The sequence below is a fragment of the Mesorhizobium ventifaucium genome, assembly GCF_935822925.1.
GTDB classification, from domain to species: Bacteria; Pseudomonadota; Alphaproteobacteria; order Rhizobiales; family Rhizobiaceae; genus Mesorhizobium; species Mesorhizobium ventifaucium.
In genome coordinates, this window is record NZ_CAKXZS010000014.1 from 129,792 (window position 1) to 150,775 (window position 20,984).

The 20,984-nt window shown below is 60.7% G+C and carries 28 protein-coding genes; 17 read left to right on the forward strand and 11 right to left on the reverse strand.

Annotation, left to right across the window (positions count from 1 at the left end; translation table 11 throughout):
- Positions 1–41: 41 nt before the first annotated feature.
- The 4 genes from NMG70_RS13505 to NMG70_RS13520 all read left to right on the forward strand — a co-directional run bounded on the left by NMG70_RS13505 (position 42) and on the right by NMG70_RS13520 (position 5,817).
- Positions 42–407 carry a DUF6950 family protein gene (locus tag NMG70_RS13505; protein WP_367185531.1) on the forward strand — a complete coding sequence of 122 codons (366 nt, stop codon included), beginning with the start codon at positions 42–44 and terminating at the stop codon, positions 405–407.
- Positions 392–2,665, forward strand: coding sequence for a phage tail protein (locus tag NMG70_RS13510; protein WP_254024986.1), 2,274 nt, complete (start codon positions 392–394; stop codon positions 2,663–2,665). Before NMG70_RS13505 ends, NMG70_RS13510 begins: the two co-directional genes overlap by 16 nt.
- A 27-nt stretch (positions 2,666–2,692) precedes the next feature.
- Positions 2,693–5,089 (forward strand): SGNH/GDSL hydrolase family protein, encoded by a 2,397-nt coding sequence (locus tag NMG70_RS13515; protein WP_254024987.1) that lies wholly within the window; start codon positions 2,693–2,695, stop codon positions 5,087–5,089.
- A 146-nt stretch (positions 5,090–5,235) separates the two neighbouring features.
- Positions 5,236–5,817, forward strand: coding sequence for an SGNH/GDSL hydrolase family protein (locus NMG70_RS13520; RefSeq protein ID WP_254024988.1), 582 nt, complete (start codon positions 5,236–5,238; stop codon positions 5,815–5,817).
- On the opposite strand, the gene NMG70_RS13525 is transcribed toward NMG70_RS13520, so the two are convergent.
- Positions 5,814–6,539: a hypothetical protein gene (locus NMG70_RS13525; protein WP_254024989.1), complete on the reverse strand. Its 726-nt coding sequence runs from the start codon at positions 6,537–6,539 to the stop codon at positions 5,814–5,816. The two genes, NMG70_RS13520 and NMG70_RS13525, sit on opposite strands and share 4 nt — an antisense overlap.
- A gap of 169 nt (positions 6,540–6,708) precedes the next feature.
- On the opposite strand from NMG70_RS13525, the gene NMG70_RS13530 reads away from it, so the two are divergent.
- Entirely contained in the window at positions 6,709–7,422 is a 714-nt protein-coding gene (locus tag NMG70_RS13530; protein WP_254024990.1) for a class I SAM-dependent methyltransferase, read from the forward strand.
- A 363-nt stretch (positions 7,423–7,785) separates the two neighbouring features.
- Here the strand turns inward: NMG70_RS13530 and NMG70_RS13535 are convergent, their stop codons facing one another.
- Positions 7,786–7,956: a hypothetical protein gene (locus NMG70_RS13535; protein ID WP_254024991.1), complete on the reverse strand. Its 171-nt coding sequence runs from the start codon at positions 7,954–7,956 to the stop codon at positions 7,786–7,788.
- A gap of 102 nt (positions 7,957–8,058) precedes the next feature.
- Between NMG70_RS13535 and NMG70_RS13540 the strand changes: the two genes are divergently transcribed.
- The 9 genes from NMG70_RS13540 (at position 8,059) to NMG70_RS13580 (ending at position 12,935) form a co-directional block, all read left to right on the forward strand.
- Positions 8,059–9,294 carry an N-acetylmuramidase domain-containing protein gene (locus NMG70_RS13540; protein WP_254024992.1) on the forward strand — a complete coding sequence of 412 codons (1,236 nt, stop codon included), beginning with the start codon at positions 8,059–8,061 and terminating at the stop codon, positions 9,292–9,294.
- A complete protein-coding gene (locus tag NMG70_RS13545) occupies positions 9,291–9,707 on the forward strand; it encodes a hypothetical protein (RefSeq protein ID WP_254024993.1) in 417 nt (138 codons plus the stop codon). Before NMG70_RS13540 ends, NMG70_RS13545 begins: the two co-directional genes overlap by 4 nt.
- Before the next feature lie 7 nt (positions 9,708–9,714).
- Positions 9,715–10,089 carry a hypothetical protein gene (locus NMG70_RS13550; protein WP_254024994.1) on the forward strand — a complete coding sequence of 125 codons (375 nt, stop codon included), beginning with the start codon at positions 9,715–9,717 and terminating at the stop codon, positions 10,087–10,089.
- The gene (locus NMG70_RS13555) at positions 10,086–10,499 is read left to right on the forward strand and encodes a hypothetical protein (protein WP_254024995.1); all 414 of its coding nucleotides are present in this window, start codon (positions 10,086–10,088) and stop codon (positions 10,497–10,499) included. The genes NMG70_RS13550 and NMG70_RS13555 overlap by 4 nt, the downstream gene beginning before the upstream one ends.
- A complete protein-coding gene (locus NMG70_RS13560) occupies positions 10,496–10,789 on the forward strand; it encodes a hypothetical protein (protein WP_254024996.1) in 294 nt (97 codons plus the stop codon). The genes NMG70_RS13555 and NMG70_RS13560 overlap by 4 nt, the downstream gene beginning before the upstream one ends.
- Positions 10,776–10,943 (forward strand): hypothetical protein, encoded by a 168-nt coding sequence (locus NMG70_RS13565; RefSeq protein WP_254024997.1) that lies wholly within the window; start codon positions 10,776–10,778, stop codon positions 10,941–10,943. The genes NMG70_RS13560 and NMG70_RS13565 overlap by 14 nt, the downstream gene beginning before the upstream one ends.
- 22 nt (positions 10,944–10,965) lie before the next feature.
- Positions 10,966–11,295, forward strand: a complete 330-nt coding sequence (locus NMG70_RS13570) for a hypothetical protein (RefSeq protein WP_254024998.1) — start codon at positions 10,966–10,968, stop codon at positions 11,293–11,295.
- Positions 11,292–11,831, forward strand: a complete 540-nt coding sequence (locus NMG70_RS13575; protein WP_254024999.1) for a hypothetical protein — start codon at positions 11,292–11,294, stop codon at positions 11,829–11,831. The genes NMG70_RS13570 and NMG70_RS13575 overlap by 4 nt, the downstream gene beginning before the upstream one ends.
- Positions 11,832–12,056: 225 nt before the next feature.
- On the forward strand, positions 12,057–12,935 hold the full coding sequence (locus NMG70_RS13580; protein WP_254025000.1) for an ATP-dependent DNA ligase: 879 nt from the start codon (positions 12,057–12,059) through the stop codon (positions 12,933–12,935).
- 4 nt (positions 12,936–12,939) lie between these two features.
- Here the strand turns inward: NMG70_RS13580 and NMG70_RS13585 are convergent, their stop codons facing one another.
- Positions 12,940–13,194: a hypothetical protein gene (locus NMG70_RS13585; protein ID WP_254025001.1), complete on the reverse strand. Its 255-nt coding sequence runs from the start codon at positions 13,192–13,194 to the stop codon at positions 12,940–12,942.
- Positions 13,195–13,328: 134 nt separating this feature from the next.
- On the opposite strand from NMG70_RS13585, the gene NMG70_RS13590 reads away from it, so the two are divergent.
- A complete protein-coding gene (locus tag NMG70_RS13590) occupies positions 13,329–13,733 on the forward strand; it encodes a hypothetical protein (protein WP_254025002.1) in 405 nt (134 codons plus the stop codon).
- A 310-nt stretch (positions 13,734–14,043) separates the two neighbouring features.
- On the opposite strand, the gene NMG70_RS13595 is transcribed toward NMG70_RS13590, so the two are convergent.
- Entirely contained in the window at positions 14,044–14,331 is a 288-nt protein-coding gene (locus NMG70_RS13595) for a helix-turn-helix domain-containing protein (protein ID WP_254025003.1), read from the reverse strand.
- A gap of 577 nt (positions 14,332–14,908) precedes the next feature.
- On the opposite strand from NMG70_RS13595, the gene NMG70_RS32665 reads away from it, so the two are divergent.
- The gene (locus tag NMG70_RS32665; RefSeq protein ID WP_301555156.1) at positions 14,909–15,034 is read left to right on the forward strand and encodes a hypothetical protein; all 126 of its coding nucleotides are present in this window, start codon (positions 14,909–14,911) and stop codon (positions 15,032–15,034) included.
- Between the two features lie 52 nt (positions 15,035–15,086).
- Here NMG70_RS32665 and NMG70_RS13600 read toward each other — a convergent pair whose 3' ends face one another.
- The 7 genes from NMG70_RS13600 to NMG70_RS13630 form a co-directional block, all read right to left on the reverse strand.
- Entirely contained in the window at positions 15,087–15,425 is a 339-nt protein-coding gene (locus NMG70_RS13600) for a hypothetical protein (RefSeq protein WP_254025004.1), read from the reverse strand.
- Positions 15,426–15,717: 292 nt separating this feature from the next.
- A complete protein-coding gene (locus NMG70_RS13605) occupies positions 15,718–16,260 on the reverse strand; it encodes a MerR family transcriptional regulator (RefSeq protein ID WP_095485784.1) in 543 nt (180 codons plus the stop codon).
- A gap of 195 nt (positions 16,261–16,455) precedes the next feature.
- Positions 16,456–16,779, reverse strand: a complete 324-nt coding sequence (locus NMG70_RS13610) for an integration host factor subunit alpha (RefSeq protein ID WP_095485783.1) — start codon at positions 16,777–16,779, stop codon at positions 16,456–16,458.
- Between the two features lie 107 nt (positions 16,780–16,886).
- Positions 16,887–17,858 (reverse strand): beta-ketoacyl-ACP synthase III, encoded by a 972-nt coding sequence (locus NMG70_RS13615; protein WP_254025005.1) that lies wholly within the window; start codon positions 17,856–17,858, stop codon positions 16,887–16,889.
- 9 nt (positions 17,859–17,867) lie between these two features.
- Positions 17,868–18,938, reverse strand: a complete 1,071-nt coding sequence (gene plsX, locus NMG70_RS13620; protein ID WP_254025006.1) for a phosphate acyltransferase PlsX — start codon at positions 18,936–18,938, stop codon at positions 17,868–17,870.
- A gap of 131 nt (positions 18,939–19,069) precedes the next feature.
- Positions 19,070–19,633, reverse strand: a complete 564-nt coding sequence (locus tag NMG70_RS13625; protein ID WP_254025007.1) for a YceD family protein — start codon at positions 19,631–19,633, stop codon at positions 19,070–19,072.
- A gap of 42 nt (positions 19,634–19,675) precedes the next feature.
- Positions 19,676–20,218, reverse strand: coding sequence for a ubiquinol-cytochrome C chaperone family protein (locus NMG70_RS13630; RefSeq protein ID WP_254025008.1), 543 nt, complete (start codon positions 20,216–20,218; stop codon positions 19,676–19,678).
- Positions 20,219–20,332: 114 nt separating this feature from the next.
- Here NMG70_RS13630 and NMG70_RS13635 point away from each other — a divergent pair, with 114 nt between their 5' ends.
- Positions 20,333–20,872 carry an outer membrane protein assembly factor BamE gene (locus NMG70_RS13635; protein ID WP_254025009.1) on the forward strand — a complete coding sequence of 180 codons (540 nt, stop codon included), beginning with the start codon at positions 20,333–20,335 and terminating at the stop codon, positions 20,870–20,872.
- Positions 20,873–20,984 lie beyond the last annotated feature (112 nt).

The window sequence follows — 20,984 nt, forward strand, 5'->3', positions numbered from 1 at the left end:
AAGAATACATCCGGCTACCGCATCGGTGGCGATGGGGAGGCATGGGCGGCGACGACTGCACGACGTTTTGTGCTGGGTGGGTGGTCGAGGCCACCGGAAAGGATCCGGCGGCCGACCTGCGCGGGACTTACTTTGATGCAGCTGGCGCCGAAGCCGTTTTGCGGGCCGCCGGCGGCGTCGAGAGCCTGGCCGGGGCAAAGCTCATGGCGCTCGGCTTCCGACGTGTCACCGAACCGCAGGACGGCGACATAGGCATCATCCGTGCGCTGACTGGCTTTGACGCCGACGGTCTCGCGGTCAAGGACATTCCCGGCATCAAGTTCGGCCCGCTCTGGGCTGTCATGTCGGCGCGCGGTCCGATGGTCAAAAAACTCGATTGGACTGGTGTGGCATGGCGCATCGCATAACCCCGCTCGAGTCGGCTATTCGCGAAGCGCTGAAGGGCAAGCCGGTCACTTACAACCCGGGCATCGGCGCGTTCGAAACAACGACGACACAGGAATTCCTCGCCTCGGGATGGAACGGCGAATATCAGTGGCCGGTCCACAAGGATCCGATCTTCACGCCGATCTTTACCGCCATTCTCGGCTCCGGCGGAATCACCATCGGCACGACGACGATCACCTATGCGGCCATTGCTTCGGCCATCGTCACCACGGCTCTGACGGTCGGCCTTTCCTACCTGATGACGCCGAAGCCTCCTAAACCAGAGGACGGCCGCCAACCTATGACACAGCCGATCCCCTATTGCTTCTGGGGTGTCGGAACAGCCAGGTTGGCCGGCGCGCATATGCTTTGGGAGGTGTCGGGCGACAAGATGTGGTCAGTTCAGGCATTCGTTGCCCACCGGATCAACGCCTATGTCGCCTACTATTTGAACGACGACAGGATCGTGCTGAATGAGTCAACCGGCGTGGAAACCGTTCCGCACACCAGCCGCTATCGTAATCGCGTCCGGATTTACACTCGCCTTGGCCTTGTGCCAGAGACGCCCTACGCCGAGCTAGTAGCCAAACTTGGCGCAGAAGGAGTGTGGACCGAAAACCATCGTGGTGATGGCCAGGCATCGGCTGCCATGGAATGCGACGCACCTGCGGCCGAGGACTTCGCGAAGAAATTTCCGTATGGCAAGCCGTCGCTTTCGGTGGTTGCCGAACTGGCGCTGTGCTGGGATTTCCGCGATCCGGAACAAGACCCGGAAGATCAGTCGACGTGGGTCTTCACGGAAAACCCGGCCATCCAATTGGCCTGGCACGAGTGCTTCAACCCGTTCGGCACGAAAAGGGACTGGCGCAAGGCGATCCTGCCGGTGCTCGATATGTGGCAGGAGGAGGCTGACGTCTGCGACGAGCCCGTGCCGCGGGCCGCCGGTGGGACGGAAAAGCGCTATCAGTGCGGCGGCTTCGACACCACCGAGCATGATCCTAAAGGCGCTACCAACGCCATATTGGCGGCGTGCGATGGCTGGATGTGCGAGCGCGGCGACGGCGCGCTGCTATTCGTGGCCGGCAAATTCAGGGAAAAGTACGTCGCCACGCTGACCGATGCCGATGTCGTCGGATACACCATCCAGCACGACGTTCTACCGGAAGAGGAATGCAATCGGCTTGTCCCGAAATTCACCTATCCGGCGACTGACTACACGTCGACCGATACTGATTATTTCGAGGATGTGCCGGCCCAACTCCAAGCCGGGCGTGTGCTGCCGCAGGACGGCAACTATCTATGGGTCCAGCAATGGCGCCAGGCACGTCGCCTTGCCAAGCGCGAGTTCGCCCGACTGCGCCAGAAAAAGCGCGGCTCTCTCGACGTCCGCTTCACTGGCATCAATGCCGTCTACTCTCCTTGGGTGCGATTGCAGACGCCAGTGAGCATCCCGTCGATGGACGGGAAACTGATCAACAACCGCAGATCCGTGCTTTCGGTCCAGCGCGGCGGTTTTCAGATGACATTCGTCGTCATGCCGCCTGACATCGAGGCATGGGATCCAGAGGTCGACGAGGGCGATGCGCCGCCGGTGCCGATTAAGCCGACAACGGAGGGTATCCCGCAGGCCATCATCGACACGGTCGCCGCCATCTCGAGTGGTACATCCGTTTACCTTCGTGTCGTTTTGATCGACCCTGGCCGCGACGATCTCACCCCCATCACTCGCTACCGCGTGGCGGACATTGGCGGCGGTGTGCCTGGCAGCTGGGTCGAGGAGAGGCATCCGAGCGCCGAGCCTGACAGCGGACTGATCGTGCTGAATACGAGCCCGGTGCCCGCAAACACTTTGATCGATGTGGAGGCCAGCTATTCCGGGGCAAACGGCAGCAAGGGCGAAACATGGTCGGACACAGAGCAGGTAATCTCAACAGTCGATCCCATCCCGCCAGGACCGGTCGAAAACGTGGTCGGCACTGGCGGCGTTGGACAGGCAGACATCACCTGGATTAGCCCGAATTCCGGCAATTACTACGTCGCCAACATCCGGCGCAACACGGTCAATAACGAAGGCGGGGCGACAGTGGCCCGCACCGAATATGGTCCACCTTCGTCACCTGATTCCTGGTCGGATACTGGCCTCGCCGCGGGATCATATTGGTATTGGATTCGCTCGGCGAATGCTTCTGGCGTCGAGAGCACATCCAGCGAAGCAACCGGCGAAGTCATCGTCACCTAAAAATCAAACCATCGGGATAAAAATACCATGGCGAATGAAATTCGCGATGCCTTCAATGCTGTCTATGTCGATGGCCCTGTGGGCTCGCCATCAGAACCGCAGAAAAGTGACGTCAGGTCGCAGGTTGGCGGCACCATACAAACGGTAGTCGACGGTCTTGGTACGCGCGTCACTGCGGTGGAAGGCATCGCCGGCGGACTGCCAGCCGAAATGGACGCGCTCGAGGAGCGTGTCAACGATGTCGAGGCTTTGGCGTTCAGCGGGGTCAAGCTGAAGCAGTCGGTGCGGCTGCTGGTGACCACCGCGACAGCCCCAGCCACGATGACGGCCGGCTCGACGCTTGATGGCCTGGTGCTGGCGGCCGGCGATCGCGTGGCGCGCGCTGTGACACCGGCGGACGCTGTCAATGGCGTCTATGTGGTTCAAGGGGCGGGTGCCGCCATCCGCTCGACAGATATGGACTCGGAGAGCGACCTGGTTGGCGCGACCTTCACGATGGATGCCGGTACGCATGCCGCAGCGCAGTGGGCCTGCCTGACGCCGGCGCCGATCGTGGTCGACACGACTGCGCTGACATTCGCAAAGACAGCTTCGGCCAATGCTCTCTCGGCAGCGGTGGATGCACTCGATGTTCGGGCGGATGAGACGGACGCGCAGGCGGACGTCGTCGCCATGCTCGAGGGACTCAGCGTTCCTACTGCCAAGCTCACGGAGGCTGCCGGAACGGTCAGCCCATCTGTCTATCGATCCTATGCTTTTGTGGCCGGCGACACGATCGAGCATGTTGTCGTCGCGAAGGCGGCAGAACGCGGTTCCCTTCAACTTATCCATTCCGGTGCCGGTGCTGCTTACACGGTTAACTTCGATCTTGAACAAGGCGTCGTGGCAAGCACTTCTGGCGCGAACCTCGTCAGCGCGACCATCACGGACCGGGGCGGCGGCTGGTACGAGTGCAAGGCCGTCGTCCTGGTCGGCGCCAGTATCACGAACAACGTGCAGGCTCGCATGTCGCCAGCGGCCAGCATTCCATATACCGGCGATGGCACTAGCGGAATGTATATCCGCAGCATCATTCTTCGGAAGCAAGGTCTTACCGCCAACCTGTTCCCGAGTAGCGACCCCGCAAACGCGGCCTTCACAAAGCAGAATGTGACGGTCACCACCACGACCAGCCCGAACGATCCGGTTTTGATTTCTCTCCCTCCGCAGGTCGACGAACTCGACGTGCTCGTCAACGGACGCATGACGGCATCGAAAATTGTCGAGCCGGGGGTTTCGGCGAGTCCCTCGATCTATCAGGGCAAATCTGTCGTGGCCGGGAATCTCATTGTCTGGGAGGTGATCGCCAAGAAGGGCGAGCGAAAACGCCTCAATCTGTTTTCGAACAGTGCGGCCCTTATCGACTGCACCTTCGATCTGGACCTTGGGACAGTTGCGCAGGGAGGGGCGGCTGTCACGGGTTCAAGCTGCACTGCCCTCGGCAACGGTTGGTTCCTGTGTCGGGTTGAGGCGACCGCGTCTGCGTCGGCTTCCTCTAATTGGCAGCATCGAGTTTTCAAAGATACGGGCGGCCACCCTTATGTCGGCGATGGGGTGTCTGGCCTCTATATCCAGCGGTCAACCTTCACTCTCGACGGAGGGGCGAATATCTTCGGAGCGTCGGAGAACATGTCTTCCTCCGGCTGGATTAAGAGCGCCGGTCTGACGGTCACTCCGAATGCTGCCCTCTATCTTGGTCTACTGTCCAACCCAACCACCATTGGTGGCGACCCGTATGACGACGGCAGCGAGGCTCTGGTTGGCAAGAAGTGGGCAGCACTCGGCTCAAGCATCACGATCGGTGCCTACTATGCGCCGCTGCTCGCCGGCCAGACGGGCATGGTCCTGACCAATCTTGGTGTCAGCGGTTCGGCTTTGGGGCTCAGCACCACCGGATATGCCAGCTACGGCATGTCGAACAGGATCGTCGATATCCCTGTCGACAGCGAGCTCGTCACTCTGGAACCAGGCCCGAACGCCTTCGGTGCGCAAGAGACGCCTCTGGGTGTCTTTGGCGACACGACCTATGCCACAGTCTATGGCTCGATCTGGAAGGCCATCCTCGACATTCGTGCGAGGGCCCCGAGCGCTAAGATTGTCCTGATCGGCGTCTATAGCGGTGGCCCCGCCCACGCGACCCATCGCATTGGCCGAACCAATGGCCAAGGCAACACGATGGACCAGCACATGAAGGCCGAGCGCGACGTGTGTAAAGCATTCGGCGTTCCTTACATCGACACGTCGATGAGCGGCATGGGCTACCATACATCGACGCTTTATATGTCCGATGAGCTTCACCCGAACGCCGCCGGCAGCCTGCGCCTCGCCACTTACCACGCGGAATGCCTACGCGAGATGGTTCGCCACGGCCTGTTCGAAACTTGATCGGCCTAGACTGTCACAACCCTCTATGGCAGAGGTGCTCCCGCCAATCTGGCTGGGGGTATTAAATGCATCATTTACTTTCGCCGTTCATAGGCGCGACCAGAATGGCCCTGGGAAGGTCCAGAACCGACAGAGAAGCTGAGTTGATGACTCAGTTGAACAAGTCGCCCAGCCCTTCCATCCTTCTGTTGGGCGATAGTCTGGTGGCAACGTCGCAAGCACAGATCGGCAAACGCGACCTCACAATGGGTGCAGTTGGCCGGTCTCGCATTGCCGATGTTGTGGCAATCATCAGCCGGATCAAGTCTAATGGCCTATGGGACAAGGCCGGCGGTTTTGTTGTCGGAGTAGGAATCAACGACGCGGAGTGGCGCGAAGGGGAAGACCTCCAATCGAGGGCAATCTACTTCAGGTCGATGCTGGACGCGCTTGTTCGCGCCTGCTTGGATCGGCCCGTTTCGATCCTCACCATAATTGAGCCTGATAAGGAGGGCGCTCATGTCGACAGGTTTAGCAGGGACCTGATTGAACGCCAGAATGCCGAAATCCGCGCCGTAGGTAACCGGGCGCTCGTGTTTGATATGGACGTGAAGTTCAGAGCCTCACTGGCCAAAGCCGGGCTGCCAGTTTCGTTCGGCTTTTCCGACGGGGTCCATATCTCGGAGCTTGGCTATCAGCATTGGAAGCCGTTGTTGCACGATTGCATCCAGGCGATACGCCAGCGCTAAATCTCGACGAATGGCATGTCTTTTACGGTTTCCCACTGCTGCTGCGGCGTAGTGCCAGACCACTTCGCCCGCAGCTCGGACGGCCGCCATGCAGTCTTTGGGTCTAGTTTCCCGGTTTTGGTGAAGAACGCATTGACGCCGCCTTCCGACACGGCCGCAAGTCCATATCCATGGGCGGCGCAAAGCTTCGACATCGCGACTAGGGAAGCACCGTGATACCACCCGCGACCGCCCTTCTTTGCTCGATCAAACGAGGGGTCGTAAACAGTGGAGATTGATAGGTCTAAGAAGCTAGGATTGTATTCGATGGAGATCACCGAGGGCTGGATGTCCAGCAGTTTCTCAAGGAACCAGTAGTCGTTGCCGTCGATATCGATGGAAAGCACGCCGACCTTCGGGAAAGCCTGTCGGATGAAGTTGAGATTTTCCAAGTCGAGGAAGCGTTCCTCAATGCGAATGTTGGATGGAAGGACTGCTCGCGCGTCGGCAATCTGCTGGCTGTTCGCGTCGATAAGCAGCCCCTTGAAAGATCCCATGAGGGCCGCGCAGTTGAACTGGATCGGGTGAAAGCCGAATTCGATGAAGGTTTTCGGCGCTCCGGTCTCTTTGGCCAACCTCAAAAGGATTTGCCCCTCGTCGGACTGGCCGCCGATGCCCTTGGCGATCAAGGACCGATAGTACATACGACGCAATGGCGTGACTTTTTTGAACAATCTCAGCATCGGACATTCCCTTGGAGGCCAGCGGTGCGACTCGGTCGATATCACGAGACCATGACGATTTGAAAGAGAAGCGAAAACTCAGGCTTTTGAACAGTTGGTCGATCTGGTAAATGCTGCCCCAAGGTTCGCGGCGCCGGCGCCGGCGGGTCTTTCAAGGGGACTGTTTTTCATGGCTAACGCCGATAGCATCATTGCCATCTATGACGACTACTACACCGATGGGAAGGTGGCAGCGAAACGTGAAATCGCTTCCAAGCAATCTGTCGGCCACATCGAGACGATCCTCGAAGGGCAGACGTTCGAAAGGATACTTGATATTGGCGCCGGTGAGGGCGCCGTGCTGGACAAGTTGAACAAAAAGGGCCTCGGGAAGGTTCTTGGGGCGGTTGAGATCTCGGCAAGCGGGTTGGAGGCAATCAAGGCCCGCAAGATCGCCAACTTAGCCAGCCTGGATATCTTCGACGGCTACCACATCCCGCACCCTGACAAGTCGTTTGATCTGGGCCTTGCGATCCATGTGGTCGAACATGTCGAGCATGAGCGCATGTTCTTGATGGATGCCGCCAGGGTCTGCAAGAAGCTATATATCGAGGTGCCATTGGAGCACACGCGAAACCTGACCAAGGCGATCCGCATGTCTGGCCCTTACGGGCATATCAATTTCTACACGCCACTGACCTTCGAAAACCTACTCAAGACGTCCGGCCTCAAAGTCGAAAAGCTCACGACGTTCGGTCACGATCTCGCCTACGAGCAGCACCTGGCCGGCCGGTCAAAGGGATGGTTGAAATACAAGCTGCGAACCGAATTTCTCAAGTTCGCGCCGAAGGTTGCAGTGCGCAACATGGCGTACATGGCCGGCGCGCTTTGTTCGGCCAAGTAGCCAAATAAAGGCGCGGCGACGCTTATGAACGATCTGCGCCAACAGGTCGAGGAATATTTCTCCGGTCCCGGTTTTTGGCCATTCTTGATCATGATGGCTGTTCTGTTACTGCCGTCCATCATCGTAGCGGTGGTTTATCTCTAGGCGATAGATCGTCCGGCTTCTGCTTGTTCGACCACCAGATCAGGTACATCGAACCTACCTTGATGACAGGAACGCGCCGATCGCGCTCTCGCGTCCGTAATTCTCGATAGGTTTTCACCTTCAGGGTGCCGCCAGGCAACTTAATCCGCAGGGTCATAAGGTCCGCCGTTTGTGCAGCGCAATATAAAGCGCGCATCTGGCTGAGCCGTCAACTCAAGTTCACGCGAACAGAAACTCGCTGGTCCGGCCGCTGGCAATATGGGTCACCCGTAGCCAGCTGCCATTGCCGGCTCGCCTCGGTTCAACCGGCCGGGTCGCGGCCGACTTGGCAGCCTGAACATCGCTGTTGGACTGGACTTCCGTGCTTTTCAGCACAGCGTTGCCGTCCATCGTCTCGACTTTGAAATTCCCATCGGCACCTCCGCGCGGCCGCCGATCCTAACCAAAATCCGAAACCGCAAAACCTGCCCGCGAGGGCGGAAAGGAACTGCCATGAACAAAACGTTCAAGGGCGCCGCGAAGCGCATCACCGATCGCGACATTGCGCGCATCGGCGCAATGATCGGCGTCGGCGAAGACGAGATGCACGCATTCATGGACGTCGAGGCGGCAGGATCCGGCTTCGATCGCTACGGCCGGCCGAAGCTGCTGTTCGAGCCGCATGTGCTTTATCGCAACCTGGCCGGCGCCAAACGAACCGCCGCGGTCAGGGCTGGGCTTGCTTACGCCAAGTGGGGCGCAAAACCCTATCCGAAGGACAGCTATCCGCGCCTGGTCGCGGCCATGGAGATCGACGAGACGGCGGCACTGAAGTCGGCTTCGTGGGGCCTGACCCAGATCCTGGGCGAAAACTTCAAGGCGGCCGGCTTTGCGACCGTGCAGGCGATGGTGCAGGCCTTCATGGCGGATGAGGCGGCGCACCTCGAGGCGGCGGTCAGGTTCATCAAAGCCAACAAGCTCGACGACGAGCTGCGCGACCACAACTGGGCCGGCTTCGCCAGGGGCTACAACGGCCCCGGCTACAAGAAGAACCGTTACGATTCGAAGCTCGCGGCCGCCTTTGCAAAGTGGCAGAAGATCCGCGATACGCCGTTGCCGCCGAGAGACGCTCCGACGCCTAAGCCCGCTACGAAGAAAGTGCCTTCCGTGGTCGCTGCCGAGGAGCTCGCGGCCGAGCTCGCGGCCGGAGCTACTCCCGAACCGGCAGCGCCGGCCGTCGACAAGGAAACGATCGAGCGCGTGCAACAGCAGCTCAAGGGTCTCGGCTATACCGAGGTCGGCGGCGTCGACGGCAGGATCGGCACGCTGACGTCGACCGCGCTCCGCGCTTTCCGAGCCGAGAATGGCCTACCGGAAGGCGACGGCATTGATGACGCGCTGCTGCTCTCCTTGCAGAAGGCCAAGCCGCGCGTGCTGGCGCCGGCGCGCAGCGAAGCGCCGCCCGAGATCGTGCGCGAAAAGGTGCCGGAGGTCCGCACCAACTGGCTGACCAAGGTCGGCGCGTTCTTCACCACGATCGCTGCGCTGATCGGCAGTTTCTTCGACGGCATTCTCGGCAATCTCGACGAGGCCTCCGGCGTCATGCAGCCGGTCAAGGATGCCGCCGGCGATGTGCCAGGCTGGATGTGGATGCTGGCGATCGCCGTCGTCGCCGGCGGCCTGTTCCTGATCGCGCGCCATGGCGAGGCCAAGGGCGTCGAGGCGTTCAAGACCGGAGCACGGCGATGAGCGAGTATCGCTGCACCTGGTGGGAAGATACCGGCCGGCATGCTCCGACTGACGAGTATGGCATTTCGCGCTGCATCTATCGCAGTCTCGATACCGGCGAAGAGACCGGGCAACTGCCGATCGGCGCGCTGTTTTCGGCTGGATCCGGTCCCAAGGGGCCGGACGGCCTGTCGATCGTATGCGTCATTCCTCGCGAGGGTCCGCGCGGCAGGACCTGGTGGCACATCGACAGCCGGTGCAGCAACTGCACCAAGCCGGATGACAATGAGCATCGCTGCTGGGTGCGTCACGGGACTGTCGGCGAAACGATCCACGTCGACAAGAACGGCAACACTTGCGCGGCCGGAGCGGGCTCGATCGCCGTGCCCGGCTTTCACGGTTTTCTCCATCACGGCGTTCTGAAGGATTGCTGATTGCATGGTGAAGCTCACCGATCTCGACCCTCGCTGGCTGATCGACGACGGCCGCAAGGTTGGATTCGTCTTCAAATCGCCGACCAATGGCGAATGGTGGCAGACTTGCTTTTTCGAAGCTGGCCGCAAGGTTCTCATCTGCCACGATCCTGAGTGCTACCGGAAGGATGAATGGTGCTGTCCGCATAGCCAGACCGGCTTAGCCAGAGCAGCTGGCGTCGATCCGAGCAAGGTTCAAGGCTGCGAACGTGATTGTGCTTGGGCGATCCACGGTCCTCTGGATTTCTCAGTCCTGACCATCACACCGTCAATCGACGGCAGCAAGGGCGGGCTCTGGCACGGCTTCATCACCAACGGCCAGATCGTCGGAGGCATCCCATGAGCGACGAACTGGAAAAGCCGGCCGCGAAGAAGAAGACCAGTTATGTCGGCGTGCCGGCGGTGTTCAAGTTGGAACTCGCCTGCAAGCACCTCAACGAGGCCTATGACAGCTTCGGTTGCTATCTCGTTGGCAGCGCGTTGGAGCGTCCTGACTGGCGTGACGTCGACGTCGTCATGATCATGGATGATGAAGCATTCAAGAGAGAGTTTCCGGCCGCCGAGATCCATAGCGGCGCTTTCGAGCTCGACACGAAGTGGCTGATCCATACCGTCGCGCTGTCCGATTGGCTGAGATCCCAGACCGGACTGCCGATCGACTTCAAGATCCAACCTCAGACCTGGGCGAACCTTCGGCATAAAGGCCCTCGTCACGCAAAGGGCATACGCCTCACAAAGGAACCCAGCGAATGACAGCACTCATCGGCCTGGTTGCCGGCGCCCTCGGCGTCAACCGGACGCTCGCCGGCGTCATCGCTATTGGCACCGCCGTCGTCGTCGCCTCGGGCGCGGCATGGGGCGTCTACACCTACGTCAAGCAACAAGGCGCGGCAGAGGTTCGCGACAAGATCGAAAAGGACAATCAGGATGCGATTCGCAAGGGTATCGAGGCCAGCCGCTCTCTTGACGAGTGCGTTGCTGCTGGTGGGGTGTGGGACTTCCGGCGTCAGCGGTGTTCCCGCGCTACGCTTGGCCCTCGGTAACAGCCTGGCCGGCGCGCAGGGCAAGACGGCCGAGGATCAGACCAGGATCGATCGCACCATGGCGCCCGGCTGCGCCATCGGCCTCTACAAGCCCGCCGAATGTGACCGCCACACCAAGGCCAGCGCTGATCGCCGCGCCGAACTGAAAAACTGAAGCAGGCACGGGCGGGGAACCGATGACGGAAAATAGTGACGATCGAAAGCTGCCACGAAGGCTCCTCGACCTCGACCCGGAGACGGTAGGATGGTTGGACCGGCTGACTACAGAAGAACGAACGGCGCTGATCTGGGCGGGAAAACTGCCAAAATACAAGCGCGAACGCCTCGATCTGTTTCTCGCCCTGGAGCAGGACAAATTCCAGGCCGGCTTCAAGATCGTGGAACTGTGGACGAAGACGGCGTGGGTAGCCAAGACGGCGACAAAGCTCCTGCTGTTTGTCGCCGGCACGCTGGTGGCACTCAACCAGGTCATGGCCTATTTCGGCGCCTCCGGAGGAAAGCAATGATCCTGAAACGGTCATGGAATGCTTTCTGGCGCAAGGTCGACGTGCCGGCGGCCATGGTGTTCATCATGGCTGCTCTCGCCGGTGTAGGCCTTTCTGTCATGGTTTCGTCGGCGCTGGACAGAGACCCGCCGATCGCGTTCGAACAGGCGACGGTCCTGACGCCAGAGGTTCCGCAGGGTGGTGTCCTCGATATCCAATACACCGTCGTCCAGAGCCGGCTATGTGCTGCCACGGTCGAGCGCTTCGTGACCGATTCGGAGGGGACAGTTCACGTGCCCTCGACCTATACGGTCGGCCGGCGTGCGCTGATCGATGCGTACCCGCCGGAAGGGCGCGAGAGCTACCAGCGCTCCGTCACCATCCCGCTGGCCGCCGCGGTCGGCAAGGCGCGATATGATGCCCGCTTCTCCTATGTCTGCAACCTCTGGCAAAAGCTGACGAAGCCTATCGTCGTTCGCGCTCCGGCCGTGGAGTTCATCATCACGCCAGCGCCGGCGCCGCTTGAGCCGCTGACACCGGAGCAGCCGGCCGGCTGACCCCTTTGGACTGACCAGTCCCCCGCACCTACTGCCGGTTGGTAGACGCGCGCCGGTGGCGCGCATAAGATTTTCGCACACTGGGCACAATACCCAAGCCCACACCCCAGTGCCTGGTGAAAGACTTGATCGCCCGCCGTACCGAAAGGTGCGGCGGGCTTTTTGCGTTCCGGGAACCGAAATGATCAAAGTTTATTGAATTAGGTCTGTTGCGTTGGAGTTTGTATGGGCGGGGCGAGGCTGGCGTTTATCCCTCCGATGGAGCCCAAGCTGGTCGCCAAGCCGCCCGGTGGCGAGGACTGGATTCACGAAATCAAGCTTGACGGCTACCGCTCCCAGATCGTCATCAACAGCCCCGAAGATATTCGCGTCTTCACCAAGACCGGTGCGGACTGGACGAGCAAATATGCCGGGCTCGTTGAAGCCGCGCGGGAGCTCGAGGTCGAGAACGCGATCATCGACGGCGAGGCTGTCGTCACGAATGCGGCCGGGCTGCCGGATTTCGCGGCACTCCAGAAAGCCGTCCACAACGATCCCTATGCCATGATACTTGGCGCCTTCGACATCCTGCACTTGAACGGTCACGATCTGCGCGACATCGGCTGCAAGGCGCGCCGCGAAATTCTCTTTGGCAAGATCAAGCCGAACAGCCGCATCCAGTTCAGCGAGGCCATGCCCGGCGACGCCAAGGCAATCTTCTATCTCGCCGACCAGGCCGGGCTCGAGGGGATCGTCTCGAAGCGCGCCGACAGCAAATATCGCAGCGGCCCCACATCAAACTGGCTTAAGACAAAGAGCTGGACGGTCGACGAGTTCGAACTGCTCGGCGTTGAGCGCGAGCCGGGAAAGGCGGCATTCGCCTTGCTGGCGGAGCCCGGCACCGGGAAATATCTCGGTACCGCCTTCATCTCCCTGGGCCGCGACATGAAGGAGCGGCTGTTGAAGTGGGTCCGAGAGCACGCCGGGCCGCCGCCAGAGGCCATGAAGAAGCGGCCGGCTACACAGTGGGTCGGGCCCGGGGTGAAGCTGCGCGTCAAGCATCTTCGTGGCGACCACAGCCACATACGACATGCATCGCTGCTGGGTTTCAGCGATGAGGAATAGTCAGTCAGCCAGCGAACAGGTGCTTGGAGCCGGTCGTCACCATCCAATTCGCCCGGTCGATATGGCTGCGAACAGCATTGCGGGCGCGCACCGGTTCAAGGATCGGGTCAATGCCGAGAATGAGTTCTGCCATCTCCTCTATGCTCGCATCGTCGGCGCAGGCGTCGAGGATCCGGCAATAGACCGTGAAATTCTCTTTGTCGTAAGCCGTGATGGAGTCATTTGACCAGGGAACTTCTTCAAGTAGTCCAGGTTTCATGTTTCGAACATGCCTTTTCAGATTGCCATGCGCACCGGCTAGAGGCGCGCTCGCTGATGATGATGGTGCCCCCTCCAAACGGGATGATGGCGCGGGCTTGGCAATCGTCAAGAGCCAGATCTATATCCCGGTGGATGAACGGCGAAAGGCTCAAGGTCCGCCTCGCCTACCAGCGCGGCTTCCAGATCGTCGACGGCAGCACTGTGCTTGCCGCCTTCGAAAACCATGTCGAGGCGTTCAAATTCGTCCGCGACCGCGGCGCGCGTGTCTGGTTGGGGTGGAGCCGAACGGTGATCGGCGGACAATCTGCACCGTACGATTTTAGCGCGAGTTTTCTGCAGTCTTCCGTCGGCCGCATTTCGAAGAATCAGTGGGGTTCCCTCTCGGGGACTTGGTCCTGGTCGATCTCGACCTCCGATCCGCGCTTCCGTCTCCACGGTGGGCAGCGCGGAACGGCCGACACAAAAGACGAGGCGGTATTCGAGCTCGAGCGCGAGTTCACGCGCTTCATTGCAGAGACCGAGAAGTACCGGCGGTAATGGTGGCGGTGGCGGCCCCCACGAAAAGTCCCACGGAAAAGCTAGGTCAGACTGGCAAGATGTTGGAATGTCAGGGAAAAGCCGGCTGAGAGCAGTTTTCCCCCAGTCAAGTGCGCTACCGGGCTGCGCTACACTCCGGACCGGTTCGCGATGTATCGTGATAACCCGGTTCGGGTCAACCGAATTCGGCGACCATCACGCCGATGCCCGGCATGGTGGAGTTGAAGTTCCTGCCCTGTTGGATATCGTCAGCATTCAGGAACTTCAAATCCAGAACACGCTTGTCTGGCTTGATCCTCTGGCGTCGCTGCTATGAGACGGGTCTTGGATTTTCCATGGATTGGGTCAGCGCGGCCGTATCGATCAGCGCGTTTTCTGGAAGCCGGAGCGCGGAGGCTATTCGCCTAAGCTTCGACAAATCGGCATTCCTGCCGTTTTCGATGTCCGCGATCTCATCGACCGACAGTCCGCACGTCAGAGACAGCTCTTCCATGCTGTATCCCCTGGTTTCTCGGATGGCCTTGAGGGCGCTGTGGTCGGGCGCAGCTTCGGTCGCCGACAGTTCGGAAAAGGCTTCGCTTGTTGCTATTTGGGGCATTTGGCAACTCCGTGGATTTAAAGAGTTTGATCAAATCAAGAAGTTGCCTGAGACGGCGCAGAGAATGCCCTCTCGATGGTGATTTGCCAAGCGCCAAAAATGCCGTCACGGTATCGTGATTCCGATCGGTGCAGCCCCGGCACAGGCCTCGGCGGCACCATCGCGATCGGGTTCTTTGACTGGCCGATCGCCGAAAATTATTCGACCTCCCCTTGTTTAGGCGGCGTCGCTAGGTCGGCAGCCGTTTTGAAAGGATCGAATTGGTGGCGGAAGCCTGATGCAACGCAGAACGCATCAGGGCTGCGAATATTCTTGAACCGATGCGTGAACCTTTTCTCTCCGGGCCGCACCAACACGGTATGGACGCCACAAAGGCGGTCCCAACCGGAAGGGCGCCCCTGACGGCGATCCTCGATCCAGAGAAGGAAATGCTCAAAATGACCAACATCTCGAACGTCAAACGCCTGTCGCTCGCCGCTGCCATCGTCGTCTCGGCCTTTCAGTGCCGAACTCGGCCTTCGCCAACGGGACGCATCCGAGCGGCGGCGGCGCGGTTTGCAAGGACGCGGGTCACTGCATGGTGCTGCAGCTCGACTGCAAGGGTACCTACTCTGACGCCACCGACTCGAACGGCACCGTCTACGTCAAATGCAGCCAGACCGCGCAAGTCAGCCCGAAGAACACGCTCAAGCTCGCGCGCTGATCGACCTGTCGTCAACGAAAATGGCGGCCGACCGCGCCGCCATTTTCTTGTCTCAACGTGCCGATCTCGATCTCGTTCGCGACGTTTTCTGCTGGCGGCTGAGGAACAGGCTCGCGACGAGCCCGACCACAACCAGACCGACAGCGGCCGCTGTCGCGGGATGATCGCGGGCTGTCTTCTCTATCACCCTGCTATGCCTCCTGATCGCAGGCAGAGCGTCACTGAAGCGCTCGGCGAGGTCCGAGTAATAGTCCGACGCAGTGTCACGCCCGTCCTCGTAATAAGCGCTGCCGCGCTTGGAAACGGCTTTCCTCAGCGCCGCCAATTCCCTGGAGAGGGCCGCGACCTGTTTTTCAAGATCGATGTCGGAGAGGGTCGAAAATGATACCATGACAGGCTTCCTTCTTTTGCGGAAGGAACGCACGATCGCAAAACCGGTTCCGGTTTTGCCGCGACCGATCGGGGCCCAGAGCGCATCTAAAGGGAGCCATGCAACCCGCTTGAAGTTCTTCTGCAGTCGTTATCCCAAACCCCGCTGCGCGCCCTCGGCCAGCCCAAGGGCATGGTTTTGGGCGACATGCACTACAGCGCCGCGCATCCTATCGGACGCGCAAAGGACTCTGTAGCACTTTAAGTTGCGCATGATCCTTTTCGAATCGATTCCGATTTTCGGGGTCATGCGGCTAGCGCACCTGATCGAGCAGGCGCTTGCATTCCAGAAGGTCGAACAGCGCCTCCTGCAGCAAAGCGCGATTGTCGCGCGAGAGTTTCGACGTGCCCGGCTGCACCGGGCCTTCGTCGTCGGTCTTGCCCAGGCCGAAAAAGCGCCGGCTGGGTTTCACCTTGGGCTCGCCGACCAGCATCTCGTCATCGGCGCCGCGCGGCTGGGCCGCCGGGGTCAGCGGCACCGCATCGGCCTGCCGACGTTGCGAGATCGCCTCGACGGCCGCCATGTCACCATTGCCGATGGCGACCAGGAAATGATTGCCGTTCTCGCGCAACAGCTTCTGCACACCCTTGATCGTGTAGCCCTGATCGTAGAGCATGTGGCGGATGCCCTTGATCAGTTCGACATCCTGCGGCCGGTAGTAGCGACGGCCGCCGCCGCGCTTCATCGGCTTGATCTGGTTGAAACGCGTTTCCCAAAAACGCAGCACATGCTGCGGCAGGTCGAGATCTTCTGCGACCTCACTGATGGTGCGGAAAGCGTCGGGGCTCTTGTCCATGGGCGAAATCCTCACGCTGGAGCATGATTCCGAAAGCTGGGAATCGGTTTTCGGCCAGGATCATGCTCAACAAAGAGTCATTCCGATCCGGCTTGTTCTGCCGAATCGAGCCTTATTTCAGCGGTTTATGAAACAATATTCAAGCCCGGCGTCAAAGCAGGCAACCATTTTCAACCGGGCTTTGAAGCACAGGCGCTATTTGCTGCCCTTGGCCTTGCTGTTCTGGTGGGCGCGCAGAATGCGGTTCTTCAGCACATTCGACGATTTGAAGGTCATCACGCGGCGCGGCAGGATCGGCACTTCCTCGCCGGTTTTGGGGTTGCGCCCGATGCGCTCGTTCTTGGAGCGGACATGGAACGTCGCGAACGACGACAATTTCACCGTCTCGCCGCGAACGATCGCCTCGCAGATCTCGTCCAGAACCGCTTCAACGAGCTCGGCCGATTCAGTACGTGACAAGCCAACCTTGCGATAAACGGCTTCAGCAAGATCGGCGCGCGTAAGTGTCTTTCCCCCCATGCGAACCGTCCCCATCAGCTCAAAAAAACATAACTCTATAATAAGCAAAGATAGAGCCTAAGTAATTGATCCGGCAAGGTCAAGGACCGAACCTGCCAGTTCGGCACTTACCAGCGAAGCAGGACCGCGCCCCAGGTGAAGCCGCCGCCCATCGCCTCGATCAGCACCAGATCACCCTTCTTGATGCGGCCGTCGGCGACCGCCACCGACAGAGCCAGCGGCACGGAAGCAGCCGAGGTGTTACCGTGCAAATCGACGGTAACCACCACCTTCTGTTCCGCTATCCCGAGCTTCTTGGCGGAAGCGTCGATAATCCGCTTGTTGGCCTGATGCGGCACGAACCAGTCGAGATCCTCAGCGGTGATCCCGGCAGCCGAGAACGTCGCCTCGATGACGTCGGTGATCATGCCGACCGCGTGCTTGAACACTTCGCGGCCTTCCATCCTGAGATGGCCCACCGTTCCGGTGGTCGACGCTCCACCGTCGACGAACAGCTTGTCCTTGTGAGCCCCGTCGGAGCGCAGGCTGGCCGCCAGCACGCCGTGGTCGGCAATGCCGCCCACCCCCTCTCCTGCTTCCAGCACCATCGCGCCGGCGCCGTCGCCAAACAGCACGCAGGTTGAGCGATCGCTCCAGTCGAGGATGCGCGAAAAGGTTTCGGAGCCGATCACCAGCACGCGTTTGGCCAAGCCGCCGCGGATATAGAGGTCGGCCGTCGTCACCGCGTAGACGAAGCCCGAGCACACCGCCTGCATGTCGAAGGCGAAGCCGTGATGCATGCCGAGCCGGTTCTGGATGTCGACGGCGGTCGCCGGAAAGGTGTTGTTGGGCGTAGAGGTCGCCAGCACGATCAGGTCGATATCGGCCGGCGTCAGGCCGGCATTGTCGAGGGCTGCGCGCGCCGCCGCCTCGCCGAGCGAAGCCGTCGTCTCGTCGTCGGCCGCGATATGGCGCTGGCGGATGCCGGTGCGCTGGGCAATCCATTCGTCGGAGGTCTCGACCATGCCTTCGAAATCGGCGTTCTTCATGATGCGGCGGGGCAGCGCGGCGCCTGTGCCGCGCACGACTGATCTGATCAAGGCTCTTTCCTATTCCTCTGCGTCGGCAACGACGTCGGATTTCCTGGATGTCTGGGCATGCGGATTGCGCGCATGGAACAGATCCAGATCGGCTTCGATGCGATCGAGCAGATTGTTGCGCACCATGTCGTAGCCAAGCTCGATCGCCGCCGCGAAGCCGTCCGAATCGGCGCCGCCATGGCTTTTCACCACGACGCCGTTCAGACCCAGGAAAACTCCGCCGTTGGAGCGGCCGACATCCATCTTTTCGCGCAGGCGATCGAAGGCGCCTTTGGCGAATACATAGCCGATCCTGGCCATCAGCGTGCGGTCCATCGCGGCGCGCAGGTAACCGGCGATCTGTCGTACCGTGCCTTCCGCCGTCTTCAGCGCGATGTTGCCGGCAAATCCTTCGGTGACGACCACGTCGACCGTGCCCTTGCCGATGTCGTCGCCCTCGACGAAACCATGATAGTTCATCGAGGCCATGTTGGCCTCGCGCAACATGCGGCCCGCCTCCTTGACCTCTTCCTGGCCCTTGATCTCCTCGACGCCGACATTGAGCAGACCGACGCTCGGCCGTTCGATGCCGAAAACCGAGCGCGCCATGCCAGTGCCCAGAATGGCAAAATCAACCAGTTGATGCGCATCCGCGCCGATGGTGGCGCCGACGTCCAGCACCACGCTTTCGCCACGCAATGTCGGCCAGAGCGCCGCGATCGCGGGACGGTCGATGGTCGCCATGGTGCGGAGGCAGAATCTCGACATCGCCATCAGCGCGCCGGTGTTGCCGGCCGAGATGCAGGCGTCGGCGTTGCCTGCCTTGACCGCCTCGACCGCTTTCCACATCGACGACTTCCAGCGGCCATGGCGCAGCGCCTGGCTCGGCTTGTCGTCCATCCGGACTGCTATCTCGCAGTGGATGAATTCGCTCACTTCCGCCAGCTTGGGCAGCTTTGCGAGTTCGGGGCGCACTGCCTCCTCGCGACCATAGATGACGAAGCGGATGTCGGGACGCCGGGTGGCGACCGTCATGAGCGCCGGGATGACCACGCTTGGTCCGTGATCGCCGCCCATGGCATCGATGGAAATCCTGATCACGCGGTGTTCATCTCACAGTTTGCTTGAGCGAGCGCCTGGCGCTGGCAACGGGTTTAGGGCTCGCGAAGGTTCGGCGAAAATAGCGTTTTTGGGCTGCCGCACAACCGGCTTTCTCCGATTGGGTCGGGTTTTCAGGATTTCCCCAGCAGGGAACGCAGCTTTTGCTGGAATTCGCTTTCCGCAGTCCCGGCATCGTCGGCAGCCTCCATCGAAACGCCTTGCGTGCGCGGATAGGGATCGATCGCCAGTCCAAAGAACTGTTCGGCGAGCGCCCCGACGTCGATTGAATTGCCGGAAAAAGTTTCTGGGCTGTCCGGCCCTTCGGCATCGAGCATTATCTCGCCGCCGCCCTCGAAACCCTGCCGCCCGAGCTTCGACTGCTCCGGCAGGAACAGTGCGTCGACCGCCTCGTCGATATGCGCCTCGATCGGGTCCAGGGTGACGATGCAGGCCTGGGTGATATCGGCCTCGACGCGGCCGCTGACCTTGACGCCGTTGCGCTTCCATGGCGCCACCAGCAGTTCGGCGCGGTAGTTCTCGACCGAGAGCAACTCGTGCTCGCCTGCCAGCGCGGCGCGCTGCGCGGCGTCGGCCTCGATCAGCACCGGCAGTCCCTTTTGCGGCAGCCGGGCGACATTGGCCACGAAGGACACGGGGCTCTGGCGATCGGAGCTCTGGGAATCGGCGTGTTTCATCTTTTCCTTAGATACTCTTACTTCTTAGATAGGCTTGTTTTCTTAGATAGTCTTGGCCATGGGGAATGCCACCGTGCCGGAAACAATCGATTCGGTCGGCTGTTCCGCGAGTCGCCTGGAGACATCGGCGACGTAGCCGGCCAGATGCGTCGCCTGCGGCCAGGTGCCGGCATCGGGCCTGACATTGCGGGCAAGCGCCGCGACGAGTGCGTCATGGTCGTTTCGTTCCAGCGCATCGTCATAGGCGGCGGTGCGGCCATAGAACATCTTCGCCAGTTTCTTCATGCGCTTCGGCACGCCGACGTCGCCGATGCCGAGTTCCCGCAGCGAATGCTCGACATCCATGAAGAACTCATCGATCAGCACCTGCGCGACCTCCCCGGCAACACCGCCCTCGCCGCGCAGCCGGTGCTGGAACAGGAACATGTGCAGCGAAAGCATCTCGAAGCGGCCAAGCGGCGTGTCCGGGACATTCCAGTCGGAATAAAGCACAGTTTGCCGCGCCGCTGCCACGATTTGTGCGTAGAGCGCCTCGGTGATAGCGCGGTTGGCGTGACGTTCGCGACCAAAAAGGCGCTGGAACATTGAGGGTGGTCTCCTGGGGACCGTTTGTTGAATTGGCCTTGTTGCATCGGCAAGCAAGCTGGTTTACCGGTTTTGCGGCCCAGCGCAAGTTGCGGCCAGCTAATGGAGTTGTAGTTGCGCGCGCTGAAAATCAAGTCGACTTTTCTGCCCAGGTCCGCTTTTCCGAGATCCGCCGGCGCGATCTCGCTGCTGGTGGTTGCTTCGGCGCTTTCCGCCTGCAACTCGTCGAAGATGATCGGCGATCTCAATCCGAGCGAGACGCTGACGCAGGGCTACGTCATCGACCAGCAGGCGATCGACCTGGTGCCGGTCGGCTCGAGCCGCGAACAGGTGCTTCTGGCGCTCGGCACCCCGTCGACCAAGGCGACTTTCGACAACGAGGCCTTCTACTACATCTCACAAACGCGCAAACGTTACGTCGCCTTCGACAAGCCGAGGCTGGTCGACCAGAAGGTGCTGGCGGTCTATTTCGGCGAGGACGGGCGCGTTACCCAGATCGCCAATTACGGCCTGAAGGACGGCAAGGTGTTCGACTTCATCTCGCGGACCACGCCGACCGGCGGCAAGGACCAGAACTTCCTCAGCCAGATCATCGGCGGCGCCAGCAAGCTGGCGCCCGGCCTCCCCGGCGGCGGCGGCTCACCCGGCACCTGATCCTCCTTTTTTGCTTCCCTGGAAGCAGCAACATCTCAGGCGACCGAAAACCCGCGGGAGCGATCCCGCGGGTTTTTGTTTTGAGACAGCAGCCACCGTCGCAGGCCGCAGG